The organism is Streptomyces sp. P1-3, assembly GCF_050613155.1.
GTDB lineage: Bacteria > Actinomycetota > Actinomycetes > Streptomycetales > Streptomycetaceae > Streptomyces.
Map to the genome: position 1 here is coordinate 7112773 of NZ_CP192512.1, position 26318 is coordinate 7139090.

Genomic DNA, 26318 nt, shown 5'->3' on the forward strand with positions numbered 1-26318 from the left:
AACGTGACCTACGAAGTGGTGGGCACCGCTTCGTCCTTCGCGGGTGCCAGTCCGCGCAACCAGACCTCGCAGGCGATCGTGGTGTAGAGGATCCCCTTGCTCAGCCCGGGAGAGGAGGGCCGTCTGGCCAACCGCCGCAAGGCGTCGGCGTCCACGAGCCCGAGCTCCGCCAGCCGCGAGTCCTCCCACAACGCCATCAGGTCGCCGCGGTGTTCGCGGAGGCCGTTGGCGGCGTCCATCGACGCCTCGGCCTTGTTGGTACGGCTGAGGCACGCCTCCGGAACGACCCCTCGCATGGCGGCGCTCAGCAGGGGTTTGTACTGCCAGGGTGTGACCCGCTCGCTCGGCCGGACGGCGAGACAGGCCTCGATCACCCGGTCGTCGAAGAACGGGTGCGCCATCGGCAGCCCCGCGCGGGCGGCCATCCGGTCCCACTGGCGGATGATGCGCGTGCAGGAGCGGATCTGCTCCAGGTCGGTGTGCATGCCACGGTCGCGGTGGAGAGGTGCGACGCTCGCCGCGGCCTCGCGCAGCGCCCGCCCGACCATCCGCTCCGCGTCCGGGGTGACCCAGTGGAACAGGCGCGGTGACATGCCCCAGCCGAGTCCGTTGCTCACGGACGAGGGCAGGGGACCGCGCAGCCGGCGGCTGGAGTCGGCCAGCCATCGTCCGTACGACCGACAGTCGGCCAGCGCCCGTGCGGTCCCGGCGAGCGGCCAGTGCCACAGGGCCCGGAAGCCCCGCAGCTGTTGCAGGGCGAACAACGGCCGCGTGCGGAGCAGCCGGTGGTAGTACGCCTCCGAACACCACGCGACATGATCGCCGCCGATGCCGGTGAGATGCAGGCGGCTGCCCCGTTCCGCCAGTCCCGGCAGATGGTGCAGGGCCCGCGACCGGTCCATGACGCCGATGGTCGGCTCGTCCATCGGATCGTCGATGTCCAGCAGGTCGGTGTAGACCAGCGGTGAGGCGTCGGCGTCCCACACCACGTGCTCGACGTCCGGCAGGAAGGAGACGGCCTTCTCGGCCCACTGGAGGTCGGTGTCGGCGGGGTCCCGTCCCGGCCAGGTGCTTGCCAGCACCTTGGCCGGTGACCGCGCGGCGAGAAAGCAGACGGAAGTGGAGTCCAGGCCGCCGGAGAGGTCGCAGCTGATCACGCCGCCGTCCCGGGTCCGGGCGTCGACGGCCTCGGCGAGAACCTCCCGCACGATCGGCGCGCCGTCGGCGAGGGTCCGGGTCGGCTCGGGGGGCGTCCACCAGCGCGACCGCCGCGCCGTCCGGCCGTCCGGCTCGATGATCAGGGCGTCGTCCGGCGGCACGGCCGCGATGCCGCGCCAGATGGAGGACTCGAACAGGGGATAGGGAGCCGGCCACAGCAGCCGGACGGCCAGCTGCTCGGGGTCGGGTTCGGCGCCGATCGCGGCGGCGAGCAGGTCGGCGCGGCTGGCGGCGACCCGCACGCCGCCGACGGACGCGTCGAAGACGAGCCGGAGACCGGAGGCGGCGCCCTGCACGCGCACCCGCCCTCCGGAGGAGGCCACGAGATGGAAGCTGCCGGGCAGCGTGCGCGCCAGCGTCTCCAGCTCGGCGAGGTCGCGCAGACGGGCGGCGCGACGCTCCAGCTCGCCGGTGTCGACGGGGCAGCATCCGATGACGGCGAGCGAGGTCTGCCCCGCTCGCACGCTCACGCACTCGTGCTCGCCCCACTCGCCGATCAGCCATGGCCGTCCCGAGGCATGGGACAGCGTCTGTGTTCCTGGGCGGGTGAAGGAGCGGGCCACGGCTGCCGCGTCCGCGCAGTCTGGGAAGACCGCGAAGTACGCGTCGCCGGGGCCCGTCCCCGCACTCTCGTGCAACTCAGGCATGAATTCGGATCAGCGAACCGTCAGCCTCAGTTCTTGCTGAAGATGAGTCGGTCGTTGCCGTGGTGCTGGAGAAGTCCCGTCTTCTTCCGGAACGTGCCGAGCCGGACCAGCGTCGGGGCTTCGTACGACTTCTTCATGCCATCTCCTCATGCGATTCGCCCGCGAGCTCATCGAGCTTGCGGGGCAAGGGATTTGCGACGCGGATGAGACTACCCCCATGTCACCTAGAGTGTTCAATACATGTATTAAAGGTCATTTAATAGGAATAATGAGGCGGGCGAGAGGTGTGCGACGCGTGGTGACCGGGGGTTCTGCATAATCAGTGCGTCTTCGGGGTGCTAGGGAGGAAGAGCAGGTGGGATCGGAGATACCTGGGAGAGCCGCCGGCCCCGCAGGGCCGCCGGACCGGGGGCCCGCGCCCTCGGCCGACTCGACGGTCAGACCCCTGGTCGGGGCGGCGGGCGCCGGGCCCGCGGCGGCGGACCTGGACCTGTTCGCCGCCGGGCCGGACGCCCCGGGCCTCGAGTCCTACGGGCCGGTCGAACCGCGGCCGGGCGCGCTCGGCCGGGCCGCGCGCCGCCGCCGCGCGCCACGCTCCCGCAGGGCGTCCGTCGTGGTCGGCGCGGTCGTCGCGACCGCCGCCGCGGCGGGGCTGGTCTCGCTCGCCGTCTCGCTGTTCAGCGGCTCGGAACGGACCGACCGGGCGGTACCCGACGGCGATTCCCTGACTCCGCGCCTGGTCCTCCCCACGCACCTCCCCTCCAGCGACGCCTCCCTCGCCCGCCCCACCGGGCCGTCCACCGGTTCGCCGTCGGTCAAGTCGCCGTCCCGCCGCGCCACTTCGGCTCCGGCCGCCGCGCCCGAACCGGCCCCGTCGCCATCGGCGTCCCCCGGCGTCGGCCCCGCTCGGCAGTCGGCCGCGGCCACGCGGGCCCCGGACGGCGGCCCGGTCCTCAAGCCCGGCAGCCGCGGCCCCGAGGTCGTCGAACTGCAGGAGCGCCTCGCCCAGGTCGGCCTCTACGACGAGAGCGCCGACGGCAGATACGACGGCGGCGTGCGGTACGCGGTGCTGCGCTATCAGCAGGGCTACCGGGTCGAGGGCGACGAGGAAGGCGTGTACGGCGCCGGCACCCGGCGCTCCCTGGAGGCGCGCACCACGCGACCGTAGCCGTCCTGGCACTCGCGGCCTGATGTGGTCTGGACTCTTCGCGCGCCCGCTCCTATGGTGCGATTGCTCCGGCGCCCCGCACACACCGTCCCCAAGGGGGTACCTCCCATGCCCGAAGGGCGTGGGGAAGCGCTGGAGCTCGGCATGCGCAAGACCCGGGCGAACCGTCGCCGAAACGATTCCTCGCGCCCGGGCGTGTTCGGTTCAGCAAGTCGTTCAACCCCACGTGGAGCGCCGCCCGGGCCGCTCGAGCCTTCCCGGCGCGTTCCCCTGACGACTGATCGGAGAACCATGCCGCGCCTACTGTTCGCTGGGGCCGCCATAGCGGCGCTCTGCGCCACGACGCTGTCCACACAGAGCGCGTCCGCGGAGATCACCGAGCCGCCGGACAAGATGCAGATCGAGATCGCCACCGTCAACGGATCGGGATGCAGACCCGGCAGCGCCGCCGTGGCCGTCTCCCCGGACAACACCGCATTCACCGTGACGTACAGCGAGTACCTCGCCCAGGTGGGCGTCGGCTCCAAGCCGACCGACTTCCGCAAGAACTGCCAGCTCAACCTGATCGTGCACGTCCCGCAGGGCTTCACCTACGCCATCGCCAGCGCCGACTACCGCGGGTTCGCCCACCTGGAGCGCGGCGCGAGCGCGGTACAGAAGGCGTCGTACTACTTCCAGGGCTCCGCGGAGACGACACCGGTCAGCCATCCCTTCGCGGGGCCGCGCAGCGACAACTGGCAAGCCACCGATGTCACCGACATCGGGACGATCGTCTGGGCACCGTGCGGTGAGCGCCGGAACTTCAACATCAACACCGAACTGAGGGTCAGCGCCGGAACGTCGGATACGACGACGACCACCAGCTTCATGACGATGGACTCCACGGACGGCGACATCAACACCGTGTACCGGCTCAAGTGGAAGGAGTGCCCGGCCAAGAAGCCCTGACCCCGTGCCGCGTGGGACGGCTTCGGCCGTCCCACGCGGTGTCCGCGTGTCAGGCGGTGGCGGTTCGTGCCCCGGGCCGCGCGGGCGGGGCCAGCCGGCCGGTGCGGTGCAGGCCGAGGACGGCCAGCGCGCACGCGCCTCCGACGGCGGCGAGGATCGCCCATGGCAGAGCCGGGGCCCCGGCGGCGCGGGCGGCGTCCAGCGCCGCGCCGGTGAGCAGGTTCCCCAGGGTGATGCCGATCCCGCAGATGGTGTTGTAGAGGCCGTAGTGCGTGGCCACGTACCGGTCTTCGGCCAGAGCGACGATCGTGTCCATCTCGAACGGGTACGCCAGCATGGTGCCCAGTGCCAGCAGCAGCGCGGAGACCAGCGGTGGCACCACGGCCAGCGCCCAGCGGCCCGGCCCGTCGGCGGGCGTGGGCACCGCCGTGGCGGCCAGCAGCGGCAGGAAGGCGATCCCGAGCGCGGCCAGCCCGGCGACCAGTGAACGCCCCGCCCCCAGCCGCTGCTTGCACCAGGCGGTCAGCCGGGTCTGCCACCAGATGGTGGACAGCCCGGAGGCGGCGAACAACAAGGCCACACCGATGGTGTTGACCTGCCCGTCCCCGGCCACCCGCCGTACCTCCAGGGGCAGGGCGAGGTAGACCTGGAAGGACAGCGCGTACGAGCCGATCATCGCGACGGAGAACAGCAGGAAGGGGCGGTTCGTCACGACCGTGCGCCACTGGGAGAGCACGGACGCCACCGACCTGTCGCTGTCGTGCGGCGCGGTACGGGCCGGCAGCGCGCGCAGCTGGACGGCGGCCAGGACGGCGAAGACGCCCGCGGCGACCAGGCAGGTGAGGCGGAAGCTCACCCCGGTCAGCGCCAGACCCACCAGCGGGCCCAGCAGGATCCCGGCCTGGTAGAAGACGTTGAACAGCGCGAACGCCTCCACCCGCCGCTCACCGGAGTCCTGCGCCAGATACGCCCGCACGGCCGGGTTGAACAGGGCGCCGGCCAGCCCGGTCGCCGCCGACGCGGCCAGCAGCGCGGGCAGGGAGTCGACCAGCCCCAGCACCGCGAAGCCGACTATGCGCAGCGTCAGACCGGCGATGATCAGCGGCTTGAATCCGAACCGGTCGGCCAGGGTCCCGCCGAAGAGGAACATGCCCTGCTGGCTGAAGTTGCGCACGCCCAGGATCAGGCCGACCGTCCACGCGGCCAGCCCCAGGTTTCCGGCCAGATGCTGGGCCAGGTAGGGCATGAGCATGTAGAAGCCGAGGTTGATGGTGAACTGGTTCGCCATCAGCAACTGGACGCTGCGCGGGTGTGAGCGCACCTGCGCGAGGGTGGTCTTCACGCGCCCGCCTCCGCCGGGGAGTCGGCCTTCGCCGGGGAGCCGGTCCCGGCCGGGGAGCCGGCTTCCTCCGGTGCGGCGGACAGGGTGAGCGGGTCCACGACGTCGGCGCACCGGGTCCAGCGGGTGACCTCCTTCTCGACCGCGCTGCCCACCACCTCCGGTTCGGGGGCGGGCGCGGAGTCGAGGAGCCCGTGGGCGGCGCAGTAGTCGTCGTCGTACACCGTCCCGAGATAGCGCTGCGGGCCGTCGGGGAAGACGGCCGCGATCCGGGTCTCGGCGGGCAGGGTACGGGCCAGCCACCCGGCGACCAGGGCGACCGCGCCGACGCTCCAGCCACCGGTGGCGTAGTGGGAGGCGGCGAGCTGGCGGCAGGTCCACACCGCCTCGGCCGGTGCCACCCAGTGCACCTCGCTGAAGTTCTCGTAGGCGACGTTGCGGGGATAGATGCTCGATCCCAGTCCGCGCATCAGACGCGGCCGCGCGGGCTGCCCGAAGATCGTCGAGCCCACGGTGTCCACGCCCACCAGCCTCAGCTCGGGATAGAGCTGGCGCAGGACCCGGGAGACGCCCGCGGAGTGCCCGCCGGTCCCCACGCTGCACACCAGTACGTCGATGTGGCGGAGTTCGGACGCCAGCTCCAGCGCGAGCGGGGTGTAGGCGGCGACGTTGTCCGGGTTGTTGTACTGGTCGGGGCACCACGAGTCGGGGTACCGCGCCATCAGCTGGGTCACCCGGTCGCGGCGCGCCTGCTGCCAGCCGCCGCTCGGGTGCGGTTCGGAGACGACGTTGACCTGGGCCCCGTACGCGGTCAGCAGCTGGGTCATGGACCGCTCCAGCCCGGGGTCGGTGACCAGCGTGACCGGATGGCCGTGGACCATGCCCGCCAGCGCGAGCCCCAGGCCGAGGGTGCCGCTGGTGGACTCGATGATCCGGCCGCCCGGGCGGAGTTCGCCCCGGGCGCGGGCCCGCTCCACCATGTGCAGGCCCGGACGGTCCTTGATACCTCCGGGGTTGAAGCCCTCCAGCTTGGCCCAGAAGCCGCGCCCGGCGGGGGCCAGCGGCTCGGAGACACGCAGCAGGGGGGTGTTGCCGACCAGTCCGGACATTCCGGATTGAGGGACGGCGGGGGTGGGGGTGGGGGTCTGAGAGCGCATCTTTTCCTCTCGGATGCCGCACGCGATACGGACGCGGTGCGGGCGCACTGGTCAGCCCTCCCGCGCGCGAAGGCGGCTGCGGGGGAAGGGCGGACGGATGACAGGGACGTGCCCGGGAAGAACCGATCGCCCGGCGTCAGGGACGCACGCGAGACGGTGGGACAGGGCGCGAGCGCGCGCTGGAATCGCCGACGGCCGGTTCGGACCGTGTCGGCCTAGATCCGCAGGATCGCCGAATCTCTGGCAGGTGGCGGGGGCGTCTCGGCCGGGCCGCGCCGCATGACCGCGCCATGGTGTGCGGGCGCGGACGGGACCGCGGCCGGCGGGGCGGCGCAGGGCATCGGCAGGTCAATGCCGTGCTGGGGCTTGCCGGAGAGGCAGTCCGGCGCGGCGTGCCCCGACTCCTCGTGGTCGTGGTGGCCGGGGCCGAGACGGGGTTCGGGGTGGTCGGCAACCGCTGCCACGGCGGTCCCGCCGACTTCCGCATGTGTCCGAGCGGTGTGCGTGGACGCCGCCGTCACGGACGAACCCGCGGCCATGTGGCCGGCGACGCTCTCGCCGCTCAGTCCGTGCGTGTACAACAGGCCCAGCAGCAGCGCCGCCAGCCACACCACGCGAACGGGACCCGCCGACGTGCGGCGGGCCCGCAGCAGGCTGGAAGGCGGCCGGGCCGTGACCATGCCGTGATCCTAGCCGCATCGCGCCACCGCCTCGCACGCGGTCTGTCCGAACAGTGTGTGAACCGGCCATCGTGAACGATCGCGGGGCGCGGCGCGGTCGGCGGCCGCTCGGGGTGCCCGGGGCGCGGGGCACGCGGGTACTGATGATCCGACACGTCGCGGCCCTGGCCGCCGGGTCCGCCTCGCGCGCCGCCGGTGGCGGATGATCGACCCATCGCCGCTCCGGACCGGCGGAGCGGTCACACGAGTGTGATGGGAGGCGCGGTGGGCGAGCATCCGGTGATCGGGTATCTGGTCTGGGCGGTGCTGTTCGGCGCGCTCTTCGCGTGGGAGGGCGTCTCCCTGATCCGGACGGGTGATGCCTTTCCGACCCTCAGCGACGCCATGCGCGCGGTCATGCGCTATCCGGTGGGACGCTGGGCGCTGTTCGCGCTGTGGCTGTGGTTCGGCTGGCACACCTTCGTCCGGGGCTGGCACTTTCTGCTCCGGGACGGGCAGGACCCCCAATAGGGCCGCCGCCGACGACCGAAGGGCTCAGCCGTGCTCCCCACCCTGACGAACATCGCGGTCATGCTGGTCGGCTATCTGCTGGTCATGGGCTATCTCGCCGTCGGCCTGCGCATCCTGCGCCGGCACCCGGTCCGGGACGCGCGGGGGACCGGTGCGGGTCGCCGACGCGGCGGACGTATTCCGGTCGTACCCCGTAGGAGGGGCTGGCCCGGCCTCGTGCGACAGGTCCTCGGTACCGCCGTCGGCGGGTATCTGCTGCTGATGGTCGTGGTGGTCGGCTACTACTACGGAGTGGCGCGCGTGGCGGGGCACTTCCTGGCGAGCGCGTTCACCGGTTCCGCGCTGATGGCGGGAATCGCCCTGCCGGTGTTCCTCTTCGCGTCGTGGACGTCCGAGCGGATGCGCCGGAGGCGGGGCCGGGGGGTGCGGCCGCCTCCCGCGGGCGGGAGGCGTCAGGCGTGACGCGGCTGGGCGAGCGGCGGCCCGTCGGGCTCGAATTCCCGAAACACCAGGTCGCGCAGCGGGCGGACACGGTCCGAGCGCGGAGCCGTCGGCGGATTCCGCCGGGCGCCGGGGTGCGGCTGCGGCGTGGGCGGGTTACGTATGGTCTGTGACTCGGGCAGCACACGTGCCTCACGACGGACACGTTGTGAACGCGGCCTGTGTGGCACGGGCGTGCCTGGGGAGTGCCCGGCGGGGCGATGTGGCAGGGACGTGGCTCCCTCATGACGGGAGTGCCCGCGTCCCCTGCGGGTTCCGGACCCCTGTTGTCGGGTCTGTGCCCTGATTGCCGGGCCTGTGCCCCCACTGGAGGTTTGAGTTGAAGCGCACAAGCATACGCAAGCATCATTCGGTCATCGCCGGTGCGGGCGTGATGGCGCTGGCCACCGCCGCGATCACCCTGCAGAGCGCGACCGCGGCTCCCGCCGCTGACCCTGCCCCCCTGACCGCCACCGCGGCCGGGAAGCTGGCCACGACCATCAGCTCCGACCTCGGGGCGGACGCGGCCGGTTCCTACTACGACGCCAAGGACCGCAAGCTCGTCGTCAACGTGCTGAACGCGGCGGCCGCCAAGAAGGTCCGGGCGGCCGGTGCCGAGGCCCAGGTCGTCAAACACTCGCTCCAGTCCCTGGACGAGGCCCGCGAGACCCTGAAGGGCAAGGCCACGATCCCCGGTACGGCCTGGGCGATGGACCCGAAGCTCAACAAGGTGGTCGTCACCGCCGACCGCACGGTCAAAAGCACCGCCCTGTCCCGGCTGAACAAGGCCGTCTCCTCGCTCGGTGACCGGGCCACGGTCAGGCGGACGACGGGCACGATCCAGCCGCTGATCGCCGGTGGCGACGCCATCTGGGGCGACAGCGCCCGCTGTTCGCTCGGATTCAACGTCATCAGGGCCGGGCGGCCGTACTTCCTGACCGCGGGCCACTGCACCAGCCGGGTGCAGACCTGGTCCGCCACGCGGGGCGGACCGGAGATCGCCTCGACGACGGGCAGCAGCTTCCCGAGTGATGACTACGGCCTCGCCGCGTACACCGCCAACGTCGCCCACCCGAGCGCGGTGAACCTGTACAACGGCAGGACGCAGCCGATCACCCGGGCGGGCGATCCGATCGTGGGCCAGCGGGTGCTGCGCAGCGGCAGCACCAGCCGCGTGCACAGCGGCTCCGTGCTCGCGGTCAACGTGACCGTCAACTACGCGCAGGGCACGGTCGACGACCTGATCCAGACGTCGGTCTGCGCCGAGCCCGGCGACAGCGGCGGCTCGCTCTTCGCGGGCAGCACGGCGCTGGGCCTGACCTCCGGGGGCAGCGGTGACTGCACCCTGGGCGGTCAGACCTACTACCAGCCGGTGGCCGAAGCCCTTCGGGCGACCGGTTCGCGGATCGGCTGACGGCTTCTGACGTCCTCAGTCCGCCGGGCGGGCTCACCTGCGAGCCCGCCCGGCGGACGCGCCGAACAGCTGTGTCCAGTACGTGCCCGACGCGCCGCCGACGGCGTAGCCGATGCCTATGTGGGTGAAGTCGGGCTTGAGGATGTTGGCGCGGTGGCCCGGGCTGTTCATCCATCCCTCGACCACCTCGGCGGGGGTGCGCTGGCCGCAGGCGATGTTCTCGCCGATCCCCCGGTGGGCACACCCCGCGGCCGCGGCCCTGTCCCACGGCTGGTGCCCGTCCGGGCTGGTGTGGGAGTAGAAGTCGCGGCCGACCATGTCGTCGCTGTGCGCCTGGGCGGCGACTGTCAGGCGGGGGTCGGGTGCGAGCGGGGCCAGCCGGGCGGCGGCCCGCTGGGCGTTGGTGAGGGCGATGACCTCCGAGGCCGTACGTGCCAGCCCGGCCGCGGTGAAGGGCTCGGCCCACAGCGCCGTCCAGAAGACGTCGCCCGAGCCGCCGTTGACGGCCCGGCCGACGCCCACATGGACGAACGCCCGGTCGCGGAACGGCCCGCTGCGCCGCTCGTCGGCCAGGAGGTAGTCGACGAGATCGGCGGGGGTGCGGGGGCCGGAGACGAGGTGCTCGGCGATGCCCAGGCACGCGTATCCGCCGGCGGCGATCCGGTGGTGGACCGATGTCCCGCCGCGGCTCGCGGTGCCGAGCCGCCCGTCGCCGGCCATGGCCTCGGCGTGGGCCTGCGCCGCGGCGGCGAGCCGGCGGTCGAGGGCCACCGGCGGGCAACCGAAGCGCAGCCGCGCCGAGTTGACCGCACCGACGAACCCGTCGGGGGGCGCGGCCGCGGCGGCGGTGCCGGCTGGATGCCGCGGCGCCGGGCCGGGGGCACCGGCGGGCCCCGCCGCGGCCACCCCGCCGCGCGCGGTGCTGGGGCGGCCTGCGGCATCGGCATCGGGCGCGGCACCGGCGTCGTCCACGACATCGACGCCGAAGTCGCGCGCCACGCCCGCCAGACCGTCCGCGTATCCCTGGCCGAGGGCCCGCAGCTTCCACTGGGCGCCCCGCCGGTAGAGCTCGGCCAGCAGCAGGACCGTCTCCCGCGCGGGTCGCGGCGGGGTGAAGCGGGCGACAGGCGCTCCGCCTTCCCGCGTCACGCTCATGCTCGGCGCGGGCAGCCGCCCGAGCGGGGTGCCGGGATCGGCGGGGGAGACCACCACCGTCACCCGGCTCGCGCCGGGGCGCAGCCGCTCCGGCCGCACGGTCACGGTGTCACCGCGCAGCCGGGCGCCCGGAGCTGAGGGCTGGTTGAAGAACACGAAGTCGCCGTCCCCGGCGACCTTGCCCTCGTCACCGGTGATCAGCACGGACACGTCGAAGGGGCCCGGCACGCGGATGACCAGCGCGCCGTCCGGCAGCACCGTATTGCCGCCGGGCACCAGCTCGTTCAATGTCCACCCCCCGGAGGGGCCGTGCCGGCGACGGCCCGCTCATCCGGGGAAACGTGCTCAGCGCAGTGCGCGTTCCCGCAAGTGCGCGTAAGTCCGCAGCGGATCCCCGTTCAGCCGCCACGGCCAGGAGGTGACCCGGCCCTCGATCAGGGTGAACACGGCGGCGGCGTCGGTCAGGCGGTTGGCCTGGGCCAGCGCGTAGGCGAGGACGTTGAGGTCGGCCAGGGCGGCGGCATGGCTCAGGAACCCGGGGCGGGTCCAGTCGGTGAACGCCTGGTTCAGGGCGTTGGCGGCGGGCGGGTGCGTCCACTGCCGGTCGGCGAGGAGCCCGTTGATGCCGCCTTCCTGCACGATCCTGTGGTGGTTCTGGACGGCTGCCGCCAGCTCCACGCCGACAGCCGGGGCCGTGGACGGGATACGGGACCGGACGGTGTCGATGAAGTCGCGCAGCTGGACGTGGGAGCCGCATTCCTCGGGGGAGAGGTAGCCGAGCATCTGGAGGTACGCCTCCCGGTTCCACGCGTCGCGCGCCGTCGCCTCGCGCCAGACGGGGAAGACCTCGCGCGAGGGGGCCTGGAGCGCTCGCAGCACTCCCAGCAGCACGACCCACGGCGTCGGGTCCTGCGGCGCCAGCTCCGTGGCCCGGTGGCACCGGTCGACGGTCGCTCGCTCGTCCGGCATGGTGCCCGACCGCTGGGCGCGTACCAGGTCCACCCACGCCTGGAAGGTCAGCGCGTGGGCGCTGCCGGGACGGCGGACGACCCAGGCCTCGGAGAGGTTGCCGGCCTGCGCGGTCTCGGCGAGTACAGCCATTCGGTGGGTCTGCCGGTCCCAGTCCGCGCTCTGCGTGATCACGTTCTCGATCTGATCGACGTGCAGGTCCCGCAGGCCGGGGGTGGGCGGAGCCTGCAACTGCACCAGCACCCGGCCGAGGGCGCTGTCGTCGAGTTCGGGGGTGAGGCGCGGAGCGGACTTCCGACGTATTCCGAAGAGCATTGGGCGAGCGTACGGGCGGTGTCGACGCAGAAGGAGATCTTGGAACGGATCGTTACCTCGATGGGCGGAACTGCGACACTACCTGTCCGTATGCCGGGATGTGAGCGTCTCAAGGTCTGGACCAGCATCGCCTTGGCTAGTGCAGCCCGCGCTTGCCCGGGGTCCAGAACGGTTTGACCTTGATGGCGGTGCGTGGCCAGCCGCGCTCCTTGACGAGGTGGTCGCGGACCATCTGGCAGGTCCTGGCCTCCCCGGCCACGTATGCGGCCCCCACCGTGCGGGGCAGGTCGAGTCCGGCCACTGCCGCGAGGAGCGTCCGCGAGGAGGCGGCCGACGCGCCCGCGCGGTGTACGCGGCGCAGCCGGTGCGGGCCGGGCATGGGCAGGTCGTGCTCGGCGGAGTCGCTCTCCAGCACCCCGTACAGCCACGCCGCGGGCCCCAGTGCCCGGATCATCGGGCCGAACGCGGCGCTCGCCGTCTCCTCGCCGATGAACAGGTGGTAAGGCGCCTCCCGGAGGGTGAAGTCGCCCTGGGGCCACCACAGCGTCACCGGCTCGCCGGGCCGGACGTCGCGCCCCCACCTCAGGCCGATGCCGTCCCCGCCGTACAGATGGACGCGCAGCTCCAGGGCGCGCTCCTGGGGGCGGAACTCCCAGATGGTGTACGTGCGCAGCGTCTCGCTCGGGCGCAGGATCCCGTACACGGACAGCGGGTCGTTGATCTGGACCCTGACGTGCTGGCCCGGGGTGTACGGGAAGGTGATGGGCTCGTCGGCCACCAGGCGGATCCGCCGCATCGTGGGCGTGACCAGCTCGGCCTCGGTGACGACCGCCTCCATCGAGTACTTGGCGAAGGCCTTGGCCAGTGGACGGCGCACTCTCGTGCTCACGACACTCCCCCTACGGCTTCTAGGTTTCCTTAGAGCCATTAAGCAAACATAGATGCTCTAGACTGTCAACGCCGAGCGGCGAAGGGGAGTGAGCGGATGGCTGAGCGGGCCACGAGCCGGCGGGACAGGGTGCGCCGGGCGACCCTGGCGGAGATCCACGCGGCCGTCCGCGGGCTGCTGACCACGCGCGGACCCGGGGCGGTGACCATCAACGCCGTGGCCCGGGAGGTGGGGATGAGCGGCCCCGCCCTCTACCACTACTACTCCAGCCACGAAGAGCTGGTCGGGGCGGTGACCGCCGACCTGTACCGGGAGCTCGCCGAGGAGATGGAGGCCGCGCGTGACGCGCACGCCTCCCGCTCGCCCGCGCGGCGGCTCCTCGCCACCTGCCGCGCGATGCGCGGCTGGGCGACGGCCCATCCGGCCGAGTTCGGCTGGATCTTCGCCAGCCCGATACCGCCGTCGGGCAAGCACGCGGATTCGCCGCGCTATCTGGCCGGGCAGCGGTTCGAGCGAGTCCTGCTGGACCAGGTCGCGGACCTGTGGGAGACGCGGGCGTTCCCGGCGCCCGACCTCGCGGACCTGGCCCCCTCCCTGCGCCGGCAGCTGCGCGCGTACGCGTCGGCGACGGACGGACGCCTGCCACCCGAGGCCCTGCACGTCTTCCTGTCCTGCTGGATCAGGCTCTACGGGCTGCTGTGCATGGAGGTCCTTGGCCAACTGGACTTCGCCTACACGGACTTGGAGCCGGTCTTCGAGGAGTGCCTGCGGGATCTGTGCGCCCTGCTGGGGCTGGAGTACGCCGTCGCGTGAGGGCGTGCCGCGCGGCACGCCCCGCCGCGGACCGGCCTGAAGCCGCCCGGCGCCCGGGCCGGGGCGGCGGTGGACGCCTCAGCCGAGCGCGGAGAACGTCTCCACAGCCGCGGTCCGCCCGGTGACGATGATCACGTCGCCCTTCTCGACGACCGTCTCCGCCGTCGCGTGGGTGAAGTCCTCACCCATGCGCTTGATGCCCACCACCGTGACGCCGTAGTTGCTGCGGATCCGGCTCTCGCCCAGCGGGATACCCCGTACGACGCTCGGCGCGATCGTCTTCGCCAGGGCGTAGTCGCTGTCGAACTCGATGAAGTCGAGCATCTGCCCGGTCACCAGATGGGCGACGCGCTCACCCATGTCGTACTCCGGCAGGACGACGTGGTGGACGCCCAGCCGACGCAGGATCTGGCCGTGCTGCCGGCTGATGGCCTTGGACCAAATGTTCGGTACGCCGACCTCCAGCAGGTTGGAGTTGATCAGGAGGCTCGACTCGATGTCCGTGCCGATGCCGACGACGACCCGGGTGAACTCGCCCACGCCGAGCTGGGCGAGCGCCTCCGGGTCGGTGCAGTCCGCGACCACCGCGTGGGTGAGGGTCTCGCTGTACTTCTGGACGAGGGCCGCGTCCGTGTCGATGCCGAGGACCTCCCAGCCCCGTCGCATGAGCTCGCCGGCGAGCGAGTAGCCGAACCGGCCGAGGCCGATCACCGCGACCCGCTGGTCGCCCAGGGGCACGTGCCGGGCCGCCGGCCGCTTCCGGTGCCGGCGGCGGCGCAGGGCATGCAGATAGCTAGCCAATGACAGGTCGCTCCTCGGGTAGCTGGTAACGGCGGGTCCGCTCGCGCAGCGCCAGGGCCGAGACCAGGGTGATCGGGCCGAGTCGCCCGACGAACATCAGCAGGATCAGGATCAGCCGCGCCGACTCCGGAAGGTCCGGAGTGATGCCGGTGGACATGCCCGTCGTGCTGAACGCGGAGACGGCTTCGAAGAGCACCGCCTCCATGCGCTCCTCGGTCACGGTCAGCAGGGCGAGCACCGAGGCCACCACCACGCCCACACTCAGCAGGGCGACGGTCAGCGCCTGGCGCACCAGGTCCGGCGTCAGCCGCCGCCGCATGATCACCGCGTGGTTCTCGCCGCGTACCTCGGCCGACATGGCGGCGGCCAGCACCGCGAACGTCGTGACCTTGATGCCGCCCGCGGTACCGGCGCTGCCGCCGCCGATGAACATCAGAATGGAGATCAGCAGCAGGGTCGCGGGGTGCAGGGATCCGACGTCGAAGGTGTTGAAGCCCGCCGTCCGGCTCGCCGCCGAGACGAAGAATCCGTTCAGCACCTTCTGGGGGGTGCTGAAGGCGCCGAGGGTGCCGGAGTTGGTCCACTCCAGCAGGCAGATGAGCAGGGTGCCGCCGAACAGCAGCACCGCCGTGGCCACCAGCGTCAGCTTGGTGTTCAGTGACCAGTTGGGCCGCCCCTGGGCCCGCCGCCTGCGGTGCCGCAGCAGTTCCAGGATGACGGGGAAGCCGATGCCGCCGAGGATGATGGTGAAGGCGACGGTCAGTGTCACCCAGGGGTCCGTGGCGTAGCGCGTCAGGCTGTCGGCGTGCAGCCCGAAGCTCCCGTTGGTGAACGCGGAGACGGCGTGAAAGGTGCCCAGATATGCTGCGCGGCCGGGGGATTCGTCGTAGCCGAACGTGAGGCGCAGCGCGAGGATCGTGGCAGCCGTCAGCTCGACGGCGAGCGTGGTCCCGGCGACGCCGAGCAGCACCCGGCGGACCTCCGCCATGCCCAGGCCCTTGGCCTCCGCCTGCGTCGTGAGCTGCATCCGCATCCGCAGCCGCCCGGAGACCAGCAGGGCCAGCAGGGACGCCATCGTCATGATGCCGAACCCGCCGATCTGGAGGAGCGCGAGGATGACGCCCTCGCCGAAGCCGCTCCAGTACGTCCCGGTGTCCACCACCGTCAGGCCCGTGACGCACACCGCGGACGTCGAGGTGAACAGCGAGGTGACGAACCCGGTGGTCCGGCCGTCCTCGGAGGCGACCGGCAGTGACAGCAGCGCCGTGCCGAGGAGGATCACCAGGGCGAACGCGAGGACGACCGTACGAGCGGGATGGGCGGTGAAGACGCGGCGCCGAGCTCGCACGCGTTCGTCCACGGTTCCGGTCCCCTCGTCGCCACGTCCCTGACCCGATTCGTACGCGACTTTAACGGCATCGCGTACGGACGGCCCATCAGGAAGCCCTGGAGTGGGGAGCCAGGAGCAGGGGAGTCAGGAGCGGGAGAGTCAGGACGGCGCGCAGATCACCTCGACGAAGTGGCCCACCTGATCCTCCGGCAGGTTGCGCGCGAGGTCCGCCTCGCTGATCATGCCGACCAGGCGGTGCTTGTCGTCGATCACCGGTAGCCGCCGGATCCGGTGCTCCTCCATGGCGCGCAGCACCTCGTTCGTGTCCGCCCCGGTACTGATCGTCACCGGCTTGCCCTGCGCCAGCATGCCCGCCGTCGTGGTCTTCGGGTCCTTGCCCTTGGCCAGGCACTTGATCACGATGTCGCGGTCGGTGATGATCCCGTGCAGCCGGTCGTCCGGCCCGCAGATCGGCAGCGAGCCGACACCCAGGTCCGCCATCCGCCGTGCGGCGGTCTCCAGCGTCTCGCTCTCCTGTATGCAGGTACCGCCAGCGTGCATGATCTCCCGTGCGGTCTTCATGGCTGCCTCCTCAAGGCGGCGTACGTAGCCGGGGCTACCGTTCGTTCCGCGACACGAGTACCCATTCGGCGCCGAATATGCGTGCAGCGTGAGGCTTTTGGTCACTCACCGCGTTCACTCACCGTGTTCCTCCGCCGTGTTCCCCCGCCGGGTTCGTCCGCCGGGTTCGTCCGCCGGGCTCAGTCATGCGGGACGACGGCGACCGGGCACATGGCGTGGTGCACCGCCGCGTGCGCCACGGGGCCGAGGTGGGGCGCCACGGGCGGGCGGTGCAGGCGCCGCCCGACGGCCAGCAGCTCGGCGTTGCCGGCGGCGCGCAGCAGGGCTCGCGCGGCGCTCTCCAGGACCACGGTCCCGGTCACCTGCACCCCGGGGAACCGCTCCCGCCACGGCCGCAGTGTCTCGCTCAGCTGCTTCTGGGCGCCCTGCCGGTACTCGTCGGCGACATCCGGGTCCACGCCCCAGGGCGCGTACGCGGCGACCGGCAGACTCGTGCCGTGCACGGCGTACACGGGTACGTCCCGTCCGGCGGCGGTGTCGAACGCGAACTCCAGGAGCCGCTCACAGGGCTCGTGCAGGCTCAGCCCGACCACCACCCTGGTCCGCCCCGCGGCGGGTGCGGGTTCCCCGTCCCCCGCGGCCGTGCCCGCTGCCGCGCGGACCAGCACGACGGGCTGCTCGGCGCGCGCGGTGACGTAGAGGCTGATGTCTCCCAGGAAGAAGCTCTCGATGGCCCTCAGCCCACGGGAACCCAGGACCAGCATGCGGGAGTGGGTGGCCGCGTCGAAGAGCGCCCGCGAGGCGTCCTCCGCCACGAGTTCCTCGACGATGGGCAGCTCGGGATGGCGCCTGTGCAGCTCCTTCGCCGCGTCGTGCACGATCCGCTCCGCCCAGTAGTTCTGGTCCCGCTCGGCGGGGACCCCGTTCGAGGCGGCGGCCAGCATGATCCAGGCGTGCAGCAGCCGCAGCGTGAGGCGGCGGCGGTCGGCCTCCCGGGCGGCCCAGCGCGCGGCGGCCAGGCTCTCGGCCGAGCCGTCGAGGCCTACGGTGACGACGTCCTCCATGGCGATGGCCTCCGTGCTGTCGATGGCCTCTGTGCTGTTCAGCGAGCCGACCTTCCAGGCCGACTACCTCCACGAGTACCCCCAACAGATGATCTGGTGCTGTTTGGCTTGATTTCCGGAATTATTGGTACCGGGGGAGCGCCGAGGCGAGGAGGCGGGGAGCCATGGCAGCCGACGCCTTGAGACGGCCGTCCGATGTCGCCGAGCAGTGGCTCAACAGACTGTTGATGGTGTTGCTCCTGCTGGGTGTGCCGGTCCTCGCGTTCGCCGCGGGATCGGCCGCCTACACCTCCGAGCTGCGCACCGCGCGCTCCCAGGCGGCGGAGCGGCACCAGGTCACCGCCCACCTGACCGAGGACGCCGGCGGTGCCCCCGTCACCCGTGCCGGAGAGGACCGGCAAAGGGCACCGGTGCGGTGGACCGAGAAGAACGGCGCGGCACGGACGGGCGTGGCCGAGGTGCCGCCGGGCACCGAGAAGGGCGAGACCGTGCGCGTCTGGGTCGACCGGGCCGGGAAGGTCACGACGGCGCCGCTGCCGTCCTCGGCGGCGATGTCGACCGGCTGGACGGCGGGCGCCATGACCGCGGCGGCGGGCGCCACGGTGGTGTGGGGGACGCGGGCGGCCATCCGCCGGGCGCTGGACCACCGCCGGTGCGCGCAGTGGGAGAAGGAGTGGGACGAACTGGAGCCCGTGTGGTCCCGGCGGTTGCCGGGCTGAGCGCCGCAGGACGGAAGACGGACGCCGAGCGCGCCGTAGGACGGACGAAGACGCCGAGCGCGCCCCGGGACGGATGAAGACGCCGAGCGCGCCCCGGGACGGATGAAGACGCGCGCCCTGGGACGGACGCCGGGCGCGCTTCGGGACGGATGCCGGACGCCGAGCGCGCTTCGGCGGCACGCCGCATGCCCAGGGCGCTCCGGCGCGCATGCCGGACGCCGAGGAGACGGAGCCGAGCCGATGTCCGACGCGACGACCACCGATCTCTACGAAGTGACGATGGCGATGTCGTATCTGCGGGAGGGCATGACCCGGCCGGCGACCTTCAGCCTGTTCGTGCGCACCCTGCCGCCGAGCCGGGGGTTCCTCGTCGCCGCGGGACTGGAGCAGGCGCTGGACTATCTGGGCGCCTTCCGGGTCGGCCCCGAGGACGTCGACGCCTTCGCCGCGGCGCTGCACCGCCCGCGAGCCGAGCTCGCGCCCCTGCTCGGGCTGCGGTTCACCGGCGAGGTGCGCGCGGTTCCCGAGGGGCGCGTGATGCTCGCGGACGAGCCCCTGCTGGAGGTGACCGCGCCCCTGCCGGTGGCCCAACTGGTCGAGACCTACCTGCTCAACCAGGTCAGCCACCAGACCGCGGTCGCCTCGAAGGCGGCACGGTGCGTCCTCGCGGCGGCGGGACACCCGGTGGTGGACTTCTCCCTCCGCCGCACCCACGGCGTGCGGGCCGGATTCCACGCGGCCCGGCTCGGCGCCCTGGTGGGGTTCGCCGGAACGAGCAACGTGGCGGCGGCGACCGCCCTCGGCGTACCCGCCGTCGGCACGATGGCGCATTCGTACGTCGAGGCGTTCGCCTCGGAGGAGGAGGCATTCCGCGCCTTCGCCCGGACCCACCCCGGCCCGCTGACCTTCCTGGTGGACACCTACGACACCGAGCGGGGCACCGAGACCGCCGCGCGCGTGCTGCGGGACCTGGGCCGCGGCCCCGGCTCGGCGATCCGGCTGGACAGCGGCGACCTCGGCGAGCTGGCGGTACGGGCGCGCGCCGCCCTCGACGCCGCCGGCCTGGCCGACGTACTCGTCATCGTCAGCGGCGGCCTGGACGAGTACGACGTGGACCGGCTGGTCCGTTCCGGGGCGCCGATCGACACCTACGCCGTCGGGACCCGCGTCGGCGTCGCGGCCGACGCCCCCTACCTGGACTCCGCCTACAAGCTGGTCGCCTACGACGGCCGTCCGGTGATGAAGCTGTCCTCGAAGAAGGTGACCGCACCCGCGCCCAAGCAGGTCTTCCGCCGCCCCGGGTACGCCGACGTGATCGGCCTGGCGGACGAACCGGCCCCCGGTGGCGGACGGCCGCTGCTGGAGGCCGTGATGCGGGAGGGACACCGGGTCGGCGGCGGCGACGGCACAGGCCGCGCGCTCGCCGCCGCCCGGGCCCGGTTCACCGCCGACCTGGCCGAGCTTCCCGAGGACGCCCGCCGCATCACGGATCCGGTCGCGCCGCGCGCGGTCTTCTCCGACCGGCTGTCGGCCCTCACCGACCGCGTGAGGTCAGGGCTGTCCGGCGCTTGAGGACCCCGGCGCGTGCGTCAGCCGCGAGTCGACGTCCACGACGCCCTCCACGGCGCGGACCAGACGCACGACGACGGAGTCCAGCGAGGTGTCCGGAACGTTCCCGGTGAGGGTGACGACCCCCTCGCGCACGCTCACCCGTACGTCGCCGAGGGCGGGAAACGGGTCGGACGCCACCACGTGGCGGACCTCCTCGGCAATGTCCTCGTCCGGGCGCAGGAAGACCTTCAGCAGGTCGGCCCGGCTGACGATGCCCCGCAACTTGCCCACGTCGTCCACCACGGGAAGGCGCTTGACCCCCTTGATCGCCATGGTCCTGGCCGCCTCCGCCAGCGTCGCCCCGGCATGCACCGTGACGGCCGGGCTGGACATCAGCTCCTCCGCCGTCACGGCTTCGGCCTTCGCCAGGTCGGACAGGCGCCGCAACTCGTCGTAGCGGTTGGGCGCACGGTCGCGGAACTCCTCCTTCGGGAGCAGGTCCGCCTCGGAGACGACCCCGATGACCCGCCCCTCGCCCTCCAGCACCGGCAGCGCGCTGACCTTCCAGCGCACCATGGTCCCGACGATCTCCTTGAAGGTCGCGGCACGTCCCACGGCGACAACGGCCTGCGTCATCACATCGCCGACCGTCCGCGGGGTCCCGGCCATGAGAACCTCCCTCAGCTGACGCGGCTCGCATACGGCCTGGCGGCACCTCGCACGCCACCGCACCGGTCGGTCCTGCCCACCTCCTTCGACGATACGCGCGACGGCGCCGCGACGGCGTCCCGAGGCCCGCTGGAGGGGTGACCGCGCGGGGCGGCGATCCGCCGTGGGCGCGCTTGACGCCGTCGTGACCCCCGCCCCACGGGCCGTCTTCCCCGACCTGTCGCGAGTCCTCTTCCCCGCCTTGCGGGTCGGCGCCGGGCTTCCCGCGTACGCGCGCACCACCGCGTGCCCGCCCGTCCGCCCGCACCGCCGCCGCCATCGCCGCCCGGATCGGCGTCGACCGCGTACCGGGCGGCGGATCCCCCCGGCACAAGGCCGAGGAGATCCGCCGCCCGCGGGGGCGTCCCGCGGCGCCAACGCCCCTGACCGGCTGTCAGGCGTCGAGGACCGTCAGGTCCAGCTCGCGGAGGCGTTCGGGGTCGGTGAGGATGTCGAGTTCGACGACCTTCCCGCCCGCGACCGTGAACGCCGCGACCGACATCGGCCGGCCCTCCGACATCGCGACGGCTCCCGCGGCTCCGTTGACGAGCGCGGGCCGGGTGAACTCGGCGAGCCGCGCGAAGATGATCGCGCCCTCTGCCACGGCGCGCGCACCGCGGACCACGCTGCTCGGACGCAGGGCACCGCCGTCGGACCGCACCACGACATCCGGGTCGAGGACCGCGACGAGGGCCTCGAAGTCGCCGCCGCGCGCGGCGGCGAGGAAGGCGTCGACGACCTCGCGCTGCCGGGTGAGATCCGTGTCCGGAGCCGGAGCCGCTCCCTGCACCCGGCGGCGGGCGCGGCTGGCGAGCTGCCGCGCCGCGGTCGGGGTACGGCCGACGATGGGGGCGATCTCGTCGTACGACACGGCGAACAGGTCGTGCAGGACGAAGGCGAGCCGCTCGGCGGGGGCCAGCGTTTCGAGGACCACGAGCAGCGCGAGGCCGACCGAGTCGGCCAGCAGCGCCTCCTGTTCGGGGTCGATGCCGTCCGCGCCGCTGACGATCGGGTCGGGGACGCGTACGTCCAGCGGCTCCTCGCGCCGCGAGGCGCGCGAGCGCAGCATGTCCAGGCAGACCCGGCCGACCACCGTCGTCAGCCAGCCGCCCAGGTTCTCCACACCGGACACGTCCGAGCGGTTGAGCTTGAGCCAGGTCTCCTGGACGGCGTCGTCCGCCTCGCTCAGTGAGCCGAGCATCCGGTAGGCCACTGACCGCAGATGGGTGCGGTGGGACTCGAAGTGCTCCGCCAGAAATTCGCTTCCGTCCATGGGCCCGTCTTCCTCGTCATGATCTGTTACTGCCATGACGTATCCGACCAGGCCGATGTGACGGGATGACCGAAGATGGGACCGTGACCATCATCACCTTCGTCCAGGGCGACATCACCGATCAGCACGTCGACGCCGTCGTCAACGCGGCGAACTCCTCCCTGCTCGGGGGCGGCGGCGTGGACGGCGCCATCCACCGCGCGGGCGGTCCCGCGATCCTCGACGCCTGCCGCGCTCTCCGCGCCTCCCACTACGGCAAGGGCCTGCCGACGGGGAAGGCCGTGGCCACGACCGCGGGCCGGCTTCCCGCGCGGTGGGTCGTCCATACCGTCGGCCCGGTCTTCTCCCGGCAGGAGGACCGCTCCGACCTGCTCGCCTCCTGCTACCGCGAGTCGCTGCGGGTCGCCGACGAGCTCGGCGCCCGCACGGTGGCCTTCCCCGCCATCTCGACCGGCGTCTACCGCTGGCCCATGGAAGACGCCGCCCGTATCGCGGTGGAGACGGTGCGGGCGGCGGAGACGGCGGTGGAGGAGGTGCGGTTCGTCCTCTTCGACGAGCGGGCGTACGAGGCCTTCGCGTCGCAATAGCAGCATCGACCGGACTGACGGCACGATATCGGCCACCTGGGCAACGGAGGACTCTGCGTCAGAGTCGCCGCCGGGCCGCCGCCTCGGCTTGCCCGGAATGCGGTGCATCACGGCATAGCGGACACGGTCGCCGTTCTCGCTCATCATTCGTCGCCCCGAGAACGGGGGCGGCCGGTGCGAGGCCGTGTCCGTTCCATGGCGCAAACACGCCGGTGCTTCCCCAGCCATCTCGACCAACATCATTACGCGCTGCTTCACTTGCGCGGCCGGAGCTCCTTGTCACCTGATCGGGCGATTTCAGGGGCTCCCTTTTGACGCGTGCGCCCAGATGGAAGGGACCGGGATGTCGACCGCAGCGCACCGGCAGCAGCCGGAGCAGCCCGCACAGCAAGCAGGCCGGGAACAACTGAGCCTGGGGATCGCCGCTGCGCGGAACCTCGCGACCACCACCAAGAGCGTCCCGCAGATGCAGGGCATCAGCTCGCGGTGGCTGCTGCGCACGCTGCCCTGGGTGGAGGTGAAGGGCGGCACGTACCGGGTCAACCGGCGCCTGGCGTACGAGGTCGGGGACGGCCGGGTCACCTTCGTCCAGGAAGGCGCGACCGTCAAGGTCATCCCCGCGGAGCTGGGGGAACTGCCCCTGCTGCGCGGGTTCCACGACGACGAGGCGCTGCGGGCGCTGGCCGAGCGGTGCTGGCAGCAGGAGTACGAACCCGGCCAGGTGATCGCCGAACAGGGCCGGGCCGTCGACCACGTCTATCTGATCGCGCGCGGCAAGGTGGAGAAGACCGGCACCGGAAAGTACGGCGAGGAGTCCCGGCGCGGCGTGCTGGCCGACGGCGGCTTCTTCGGCGCGCAGGCGGTCGCCGAGGAGCCCGGCGAGTGGGGGTTCACGGCGCGCGCGATGACCTCGTGCACCGTCCTGGCCCTGACCCGGGCCGCGTACCAGGAGGTGGCGCGCCGCAACGAGCGGCTGCGGGACCACGTCCGGCGGCGCGAGGCCGAGAAGGCGCGGCCGCAGAACAAGAGGGGCGAGGCGAGCATCGCCCTCGCCTCCGGCCACACCGGCGAGCCGGTGCTGCCGGGCACCTTCGTCGACTACGAGCTCACCCCCCGCGAGTACGAACTCAGCGTGGCCCAGACGGTCCTGCGGGTGCACACCCGGGTCGCCGACCTCTACAACGAGCCGATGGACCAGGTCGAGCAGCAACTGCGGCTGACCATCGAGGCGCTGCGCGAGCGCCAGGAGGCCGAGCTCGTCAACAACCCCGAGTTCGGCCTGCTGCACAACGCCGACCACAGCCAGCGCATCTCCACCCACTCCGGCCCGCCCACGCCCGACGACATGGACGAGCTGCTGAGCATGCGGCGGGGGACCAAGGCATTCTTCGCCCACCCCCGGGCCATCTCCGCCCTCGGCCGCGAGTGCAACAAGCGGGGTCTGAACTTCGACAGCGCCGACGTCGGCGGCCACCCGGTTCCCGCCTGGCGGGGTGTGCCGATCCTCCCCTGCGGCAAGATCCCCGTCTCGGACGAGGGCACCTCCGCCATCCTCGCCATGCGCCTGGGCGAGGCCGAGCAAGGGGTGGTCGGCCTGCGGCAGACGGGGATCCCCGACGAGTACGAGCCGGGCCTGAACGTGCGCTTCATGGGCATCAACGATCAGGCCCTCATCTCCTACCTGGTGAGTACCTACTATTCGGCAGCCGTTCTCGTCCCCGACGCGCTCGGCGTCCTGGAGAACGTCGAGGTCTTCCACGCCCCGTCCTGACGGGCATCACCCCGGAACGGAGACAACAACCTGTGTCACTGCTGTCCCGGATCACCGCGCCGACGGCCGGCCACGACGTGGCGCGGCTCGTGGCCGCACTGCTCACCCACCACGAGGGCATCCGCCGGGCCGCGCCGACGGCGCTGCCCGGAACCGCCCCCCACCCGGTGGGCACCGCCCTGCCCACCGGGCCGACGGGGCTGGGCACCTCCGCTGCCCGCGTCGCGGCCCGGAAGCCGGCCGGCACCCCGGACGCCCCCGACGAGGGCGGTACCGGCGTCCCGCGGCTGTACTGCCCGCCCGCGCTCCGGGACGACCCGGCACTGGGCCAGGAGGTCAACGACCGGCTGGTGGAGTGGGCCGACGAGGTCGGAATCTACGCCGGACGGCTCGACCGCGTCCGCGCGGCCGACTTCGGGCGCCTGATGATGCTGGCCCACCCCGACACCGACGACCCGGACCGGCTGCTGGCGGCGGGGAAGTGCGCGCTGGCGGAATGGGCCACGGACGACTACTACTGCGACGACGAGACCACGGGCTCCAGGCCCGAACTCCTCGGCTCGCACCTCGGGCTCGCCTACGCCGCCGCCGACCCCGCCCAGCTCCCGGCCCGTTACGCGCCCGCATGGGAGAGCGACCTGCGCGACGACCCCGTACGGGTCGCCCTGCGCTCGGGTTTCGAGCACCTGGCCCGGTACGCGGAGCCGTCCCAGGTGTCCCGGCTGCGCCACGAGATCGCCGTCCTCTTCGTGGGCTACGGCCAGGAGGGCTCCTGGCGGTCCCGGGGCCACATGCCCAGCGTCCACGAATACCTGGTTCACCGCCAGATCAACAGCTTCCTGCCCTGCATCGCGCTGGTCGACGCGGTGGGCGGCTACGCACTGCCCGCCACGGAGTACGGCGATCCGCGCGTGCGCCGCGCCGTGGCGATGGCCGCCACGGCCGCCACGCTCGTCAACGACCTGTACTCGATGACGAAGGAACACGACTCCTCAGGAGTGGAGTTCAACCTGCCCACCGTGATCGCCGAGGGGGAGCGGTGCTCGCCGCGCGAGGCGATCGAGCGGAGCGCGGAGATCCACGACGAGCTGGTGCACCGCTTCGAGGCGGAGGCCGCGGCCCTCGCCCTCGCCGGATCACCCCAGCTGCGCCGGTTCCTCGCGGGGGTGTGGGCCTGGCTCGGCGGCAACCGCGAATGGCACAGCGGCAGCCCCCGCTACAACGGCGCGTGAGCCCGCCCCACTTCCCTGTCACCGCACATATCCCCACGCATGCCGTAAGGAGCATTCCATGACGACCACGCCCGCCCCCGCCGCGCCCGGCGCTTCGGTTGGAGTACTGCGCACCGCCTACCAGAAGGCCGTCGCGGAGTACTGGAACAACGAGAAGGACCCGGTCAACCTGCGCCTGGGCGACGTCGACGGCCTCTACCACCACCACTACGGGATCGGCGACTACGACCCGTCCGTCCTGGAGGGCCCGCGGGAGACCCGCGACGAGCGCATAGTCGAGGAACTGCACCGGCTGGAGTCGGCACAGGCCGACGTCCTCCTCGACCACCTGGGCCCCGTCGCACCCGACCAGCGTCTGCTGGACGCCGGCTGCGGCCGGGGCGGCACCAGCATCATGGCCAACGCGCGCTTCGGCTGCCAGGTCGACGGCGTCTCCATCTCCCAGTCCCAGGTCGACTTCGCCAATAGTCAGGCCCACAAGCGCGGTGTGGACGACAAGGTCCGCTACCACTTCCGGAACATGCTGGACACCGGCCTCCCCACCGGCGCCTTCCAGGGAATCTGGAACAACGAGTCGACCATGTACGTGGACCTGTTCGAGCTCTTCTCCGAGCACGCCCGCCAGCTGGCTTACGGCGGCCGCTATGTCACCATCACCGGCTGCTACAACGATGTCACCGGCGGTCGCTCCAAGGCGGTCAGCCGCATCGACGAGCACTACACCTGCAACATCCACCCCCGCAGCGCCTACTTCAAGGCCATGGCCGCCAACGGCCTCGTGCCCATCAACGTCGTCGACCTCACAGCCGCCACGATCCCGTACTGGGAGCTGCGCGCGCAGTCCTCCCTCGCCACCGGCGTCGAGGACCCGTTCCTGACCGCCTACCGCGAGGGCAGCTTCCACTACCTCCTCATCGCCGCCGACCGCGTCTGACCTCTCGGCCGGCGGCCACCCCTGGCGGGCGATCGGGAACGATCACGACGTTTCGGGCAACCTT

At 72.3% G+C, this 26318-nt stretch carries 26 protein-coding genes; 12 read left to right on the forward strand and 14 right to left on the reverse strand.

Annotation, left to right across the window (positions count from 1 at the left end; translation table 11 throughout):
* Positions 1-8: 8 nt before the first annotated feature.
* Positions 9-1865: a lasso peptide isopeptide bond-forming cyclase gene (locus ACQUSR_RS30345; RefSeq protein WP_431046029.1), complete on the reverse strand. Its 1857-nt coding sequence runs from the start codon at positions 1863-1865 to the stop codon at positions 9-11.
* A 26-nt stretch (positions 1866-1891) separates the two neighbouring features.
* Positions 1892-2002 carry a keywimysin-related RiPP gene (locus ACQUSR_RS30350; RefSeq protein WP_431046031.1) on the reverse strand — a complete coding sequence of 37 codons (111 nt, stop codon included), beginning with the start codon at positions 2000-2002 and terminating at the stop codon, positions 1892-1894.
* Positions 2003-2220: 218 nt separating this feature from the next.
* Between ACQUSR_RS30350 and ACQUSR_RS30355 the strand changes: the two genes are divergently transcribed.
* Both ACQUSR_RS30355 and ACQUSR_RS30360 read left to right on the forward strand, forming a co-directional pair.
* Complete coding sequence (locus ACQUSR_RS30355; protein ID WP_431046033.1) at positions 2221-3033, forward strand: peptidoglycan-binding domain-containing protein; 813 nt, start codon at positions 2221-2223, stop codon at positions 3031-3033.
* A gap of 291 nt (positions 3034-3324) precedes the next feature.
* Positions 3325-3981, forward strand: a complete 657-nt coding sequence (locus ACQUSR_RS30360) for a DUF4360 domain-containing protein (protein ID WP_431046035.1) — start codon at positions 3325-3327, stop codon at positions 3979-3981.
* Between the two features lie 49 nt (positions 3982-4030).
* Here the strand turns inward: ACQUSR_RS30360 and ACQUSR_RS30365 are convergent, their stop codons facing one another.
* The 3 genes from ACQUSR_RS30365 to ACQUSR_RS30375 form a co-directional block, all read right to left on the reverse strand.
* Positions 4031-5323 carry an MFS transporter gene (locus ACQUSR_RS30365; protein WP_431046037.1) on the reverse strand — a complete coding sequence of 431 codons (1293 nt, stop codon included), beginning with the start codon at positions 5321-5323 and terminating at the stop codon, positions 4031-4033.
* Positions 5320-6477, reverse strand: a complete 1158-nt coding sequence (locus tag ACQUSR_RS30370; protein WP_431046039.1) for a PLP-dependent cysteine synthase family protein — start codon at positions 6475-6477, stop codon at positions 5320-5322. Before ACQUSR_RS30370 ends, ACQUSR_RS30365 begins: the two co-directional genes overlap by 4 nt.
* Before the next feature lie 215 nt (positions 6478-6692).
* Positions 6693-7157 carry a DUF6153 family protein gene (locus ACQUSR_RS30375; RefSeq protein WP_431046041.1) on the reverse strand — a complete coding sequence of 155 codons (465 nt, stop codon included), beginning with the start codon at positions 7155-7157 and terminating at the stop codon, positions 6693-6695.
* 264 nt (positions 7158-7421) lie between these two features.
* On the opposite strand from ACQUSR_RS30375, the gene ACQUSR_RS30380 reads away from it, so the two are divergent.
* The 3 genes from ACQUSR_RS30380 (at position 7422) to ACQUSR_RS30390 (ending at position 9561) form a co-directional block, all read left to right on the forward strand.
* Positions 7422-7667, forward strand: a complete 246-nt coding sequence (locus ACQUSR_RS30380) for a DUF6186 family protein (RefSeq protein WP_431046043.1) — start codon at positions 7422-7424, stop codon at positions 7665-7667.
* 30 nt (positions 7668-7697) lie between these two features.
* The gene (locus ACQUSR_RS30385) at positions 7698-8129 is read left to right on the forward strand and encodes a DUF6256 family protein (protein ID WP_431046045.1); all 432 of its coding nucleotides are present in this window, start codon (positions 7698-7700) and stop codon (positions 8127-8129) included.
* 358 nt (positions 8130-8487) lie between these two features.
* Positions 8488-9561, forward strand: a complete 1074-nt coding sequence (locus tag ACQUSR_RS30390; protein WP_431046047.1) for a S1 family peptidase — start codon at positions 8488-8490, stop codon at positions 9559-9561.
* Positions 9562-9594: 33 nt separating this feature from the next.
* Here the strand turns inward: ACQUSR_RS30390 and ACQUSR_RS30395 are convergent, their stop codons facing one another.
* From ACQUSR_RS30395 to ACQUSR_RS30405, 3 genes are all read right to left on the reverse strand, one after another.
* Positions 9595-11004, reverse strand: coding sequence for a CAP domain-containing protein (locus ACQUSR_RS30395; RefSeq protein ID WP_431046049.1), 1410 nt, complete (start codon positions 11002-11004; stop codon positions 9595-9597).
* Positions 11005-11061: 57 nt separating this feature from the next.
* Positions 11062-12000, reverse strand: coding sequence for a hypothetical protein (locus ACQUSR_RS30400; RefSeq protein ID WP_431046051.1), 939 nt, complete (start codon positions 11998-12000; stop codon positions 11062-11064).
* 136 nt (positions 12001-12136) lie between these two features.
* Positions 12137-12889 carry a siderophore-interacting protein gene (locus tag ACQUSR_RS30405; RefSeq protein ID WP_431046053.1) on the reverse strand — a complete coding sequence of 251 codons (753 nt, stop codon included), beginning with the start codon at positions 12887-12889 and terminating at the stop codon, positions 12137-12139.
* Positions 12890-12985: 96 nt separating this feature from the next.
* Between ACQUSR_RS30405 and ACQUSR_RS30410 the strand changes: the two genes are divergently transcribed.
* Positions 12986-13702, forward strand: coding sequence for a TetR/AcrR family transcriptional regulator (locus ACQUSR_RS30410; RefSeq protein WP_431046055.1), 717 nt, complete (start codon positions 12986-12988; stop codon positions 13700-13702).
* Positions 13703-13780: 78 nt separating this feature from the next.
* Here ACQUSR_RS30410 and ACQUSR_RS30415 read toward each other — a convergent pair whose 3' ends face one another.
* The 4 genes from ACQUSR_RS30415 to ACQUSR_RS30430 form a co-directional block, all read right to left on the reverse strand.
* Positions 13781-14503: a potassium channel family protein gene (locus ACQUSR_RS30415; RefSeq protein ID WP_431046057.1), complete on the reverse strand. Its 723-nt coding sequence runs from the start codon at positions 14501-14503 to the stop codon at positions 13781-13783.
* Positions 14496-15863, reverse strand: coding sequence for a TrkH family potassium uptake protein (locus tag ACQUSR_RS30420; protein WP_431046059.1), 1368 nt, complete (start codon positions 15861-15863; stop codon positions 14496-14498). The genes ACQUSR_RS30415 and ACQUSR_RS30420 overlap by 8 nt, the downstream gene beginning before the upstream one ends.
* Before the next feature lie 129 nt (positions 15864-15992).
* Complete coding sequence (locus ACQUSR_RS30425; protein WP_431046061.1) at positions 15993-16415, reverse strand: CBS domain-containing protein; 423 nt, start codon at positions 16413-16415, stop codon at positions 15993-15995.
* A 179-nt stretch (positions 16416-16594) separates the two neighbouring features.
* On the reverse strand, positions 16595-17479 hold the full coding sequence (locus ACQUSR_RS30430) for a universal stress protein (protein WP_431046063.1): 885 nt from the start codon (positions 17477-17479) through the stop codon (positions 16595-16597).
* Positions 17480-17643: 164 nt separating this feature from the next.
* Here ACQUSR_RS30430 and ACQUSR_RS30435 point away from each other — a divergent pair, with 164 nt between their 5' ends.
* Together ACQUSR_RS30435 and ACQUSR_RS30440 are read left to right on the forward strand one after the other, a co-directional pair.
* Positions 17644-18198, forward strand: a complete 555-nt coding sequence (locus tag ACQUSR_RS30435; protein ID WP_431046065.1) for an Rv1733c family protein — start codon at positions 17644-17646, stop codon at positions 18196-18198.
* Between the two features lie 240 nt (positions 18199-18438).
* Positions 18439-19770 carry a nicotinate phosphoribosyltransferase gene (locus tag ACQUSR_RS30440; RefSeq protein ID WP_431046067.1) on the forward strand — a complete coding sequence of 444 codons (1332 nt, stop codon included), beginning with the start codon at positions 18439-18441 and terminating at the stop codon, positions 19768-19770.
* Here the strand turns inward: ACQUSR_RS30440 and ACQUSR_RS30445 are convergent.
* The gene (locus ACQUSR_RS30445; protein WP_431046069.1) at positions 19750-20418 is read right to left on the reverse strand and encodes a CBS domain-containing protein; all 669 of its coding nucleotides are present in this window, start codon (positions 20416-20418) and stop codon (positions 19750-19752) included. The genes ACQUSR_RS30440 and ACQUSR_RS30445 overlap by 21 nt on opposite strands.
* Before the next feature lie 433 nt (positions 20419-20851).
* Positions 20852-21730: a sigma-70 family RNA polymerase sigma factor gene (locus tag ACQUSR_RS30450; protein ID WP_431046071.1), complete on the reverse strand. Its 879-nt coding sequence runs from the start codon at positions 21728-21730 to the stop codon at positions 20852-20854.
* Between the two features lie 83 nt (positions 21731-21813).
* Here ACQUSR_RS30450 and ACQUSR_RS30455 point away from each other — a divergent pair, with 83 nt between their 5' ends.
* The 4 genes from ACQUSR_RS30455 to ACQUSR_RS30470 all read left to right on the forward strand — a co-directional run bounded on the left by ACQUSR_RS30455 (position 21814) and on the right by ACQUSR_RS30470 (position 26254).
* Positions 21814-22317 carry an O-acetyl-ADP-ribose deacetylase gene (locus tag ACQUSR_RS30455; RefSeq protein WP_431046073.1) on the forward strand — a complete coding sequence of 168 codons (504 nt, stop codon included), beginning with the start codon at positions 21814-21816 and terminating at the stop codon, positions 22315-22317.
* A 343-nt stretch (positions 22318-22660) separates the two neighbouring features.
* A complete protein-coding gene (locus ACQUSR_RS30460; RefSeq protein WP_431046075.1) occupies positions 22661-24088 on the forward strand; it encodes a family 2B encapsulin nanocompartment shell protein in 1428 nt (475 codons plus the stop codon).
* A gap of 32 nt (positions 24089-24120) precedes the next feature.
* Entirely contained in the window at positions 24121-25320 is a 1200-nt protein-coding gene (locus ACQUSR_RS30465) for a family 2 encapsulin nanocompartment cargo protein terpene cyclase (RefSeq protein WP_431046077.1), read from the forward strand.
* A 58-nt stretch (positions 25321-25378) separates the two neighbouring features.
* Positions 25379-26254: a geranyl diphosphate 2-C-methyltransferase gene (locus tag ACQUSR_RS30470; protein WP_431046079.1), complete on the forward strand. Its 876-nt coding sequence runs from the start codon at positions 25379-25381 to the stop codon at positions 26252-26254.
* The last annotated feature ends 64 nt before the right edge of the window (positions 26255-26318 follow it).